This window comes from Pseudomonas fluorescens, assembly GCF_902497875.1.
Lineage (GTDB): Bacteria > Pseudomonadota > Gammaproteobacteria > Pseudomonadales > Pseudomonadaceae > Aquipseudomonas > Aquipseudomonas fluorescens_BR.
In genome coordinates this window covers 1-1,759 of sequence record NZ_CABVHY010000110.1, presented here as the reverse complement: position 1 = coordinate 1,759, position 1,759 = coordinate 1, and the positions used below count along the sequence as shown (strand labels likewise).

The window sequence follows — 1,759 nt, the reverse complement described above, 5'->3', positions numbered from 1 at the left end:
GGCCGAGTGGAGGCGTTCATCAGGGGGGTGGCGCGTAGCGCCGTCAGCGCAGCTGACTCCGCCGCATTGCGGCGCCCCCTGATGGACACCGGAGCGAGGGAACACCGAGCCTTAGCGAGGTGCCGTACGCTCGGGGCGAGACCTTTGCTTCCTTTGGGCTGGGCCGGCACTCCGGCGTTTGCCAAAGGGAGTCGCTGTAAAAGCGAAACCATTAGTGGCCGTTACCGCAGAAATGGATATGTACACCAGTGAGAGATAGGTCGGCTGCCAGGCCGCCATCGCGAGCAAGTCGGATCGCCGCACCGCCGCTCCCACATTGGATCTGGGTACATCCGCGAGAGACAGGCCGGCTGCCAGGCCGCCATCGTCGGAACGCCGCCCGGCGGCTCCTACAGGGCGTCAGCCGCAGGCAATCTACCCCAATTGAGCCTGGATTTTTTCCACCACGCCGCGCATCGCCGGCAAGTAGCGGCGAGCTGCTTCCTCAACGGACATCGCCTTGGCGATGTACACCAGATTCAGGCAGCCCATCACCCGCTCTTCGTGGGTAACCGGGATCGCAATGGCGGCGATTTTACGTTCCTGACCCCAATGGGAGTTATTTTCGCCATAACCTTTGCTGAGGGTGTGCTCCACCAGCCGGTCGACAAATCGGCGATCCGCAGCCAGCGCCGATTGTTCGTCTTCGCGACTGATCATCAACTCAATAAGCTCTTCTCGCTCCGCAGGTGGGCAGAACGCAAAGTACGCGCGCCCGGTCGCGGTCATCAGCAAGGGCAGGCGTCGGCCGACCATGGAGCGGTGAAACGACAGGCGGCTGAAACGATGGGTGGTCTCCCGAATGACCATGGCATCACCGTCCAGCGTGCACAGGTCGGTCGGCCAGACGACTGCTTGTAGCAACTCGCCGAGCAAGGGTGCGGCGATTGAGGAGATCCATTGTTCATCGCGAAACCCTTCACTGAGTTCGCGTACTTTCAGCGTCAGTCGATAGCTGTCATCCGACTCGCTTCGCCGGACATAACCCTCGGCCTGCAAGGTCTCCAACAGCCTGCGTACGGTGGTGCGGTGCAGCCCGCTCTGCTCAGCCAGTTGCGCGGTGCTGGCCCCGCCATCGAAGCGGTTCAAGCCATTGATCAGTGCCAGACCCCGCATCAGACCGCGCACGGCTTTGTATTCGGTCTCGCTCATGGATAGACCCTTTATTCTTATAAATCAATCATGTGCACTTAGTGCACATTAACAAGGGTTGTCGTTGTCGACCAGCCCGGTGATTTCCATACTGCGCCCAACAAGAAATCCAAAAGCGCTGTACGGAGATGACCATGAGTTCTGCACCCACTCCTTCCACATTGGACCTGACCACCGACGTCGCCATCGTTGGCGCCGGCCCTGTCGGCTTGATGATCGCCAATTACCTGGGCCAATGTGGTGTGAACGTCACCGTGGTGGAAAAGCTCGACAGCCTGATCGACTACCCCCGCGCCATCGGTCTGGACGACGAAAGCCTGCGTACTTTCCAGGCCGTCGGTCTGGCCGACAACGTGCTGCCGCACACCACACCCTGGCACGCCATGCGTTTCCTGACCCCCAAGGGTCGCTGCTTTGCCGATATACAGCCCAAGACCGATGAGTTCGGCTGGTCGCGACGCAACGCCTTCATCCAGCCCCTGGCCGACCGCGTACTGTTCGAAGGCTTGCAGCGCTTCGACAACGTCAACGTGCTGTTCGGCCGTGAGCTCGAAGGCTTCGAGCAAAG

General features: G+C 60.7%; 2 protein-coding genes. One reads left to right on the top strand and one right to left on the bottom strand.

Features of this window, described 5'->3' with window-relative positions:
- Window positions 1–414 precede the first annotated feature (414 nt).
- Window positions 415–1,191, bottom strand: coding sequence for a DNA-binding transcriptional regulator (locus tag F8N85_RS33915; protein WP_150807676.1), 777 nt, complete (start codon window positions 1,189–1,191; stop codon window positions 415–417).
- A gap of 134 nt (window positions 1,192–1,325) precedes the next feature.
- On the opposite strand from F8N85_RS33915, the gene F8N85_RS33910 reads away from it, so the two are divergent.
- A partial coding sequence (locus tag F8N85_RS33910; protein WP_224795810.1) for an FAD-dependent monooxygenase occupies window positions 1,326–1,759 on the top strand: 434 nt, incomplete at its 3' end.

Bases quoted from the DNA above. Each gene is read 5' to 3' on its own strand.
- F8N85_RS33915 (WP_150807676.1), bottom strand. From the start codon at position 1,191: ATGAGCGAGACCGAATACAAAGCCGTGCGCGGTCTGATGCGGGGTCTG.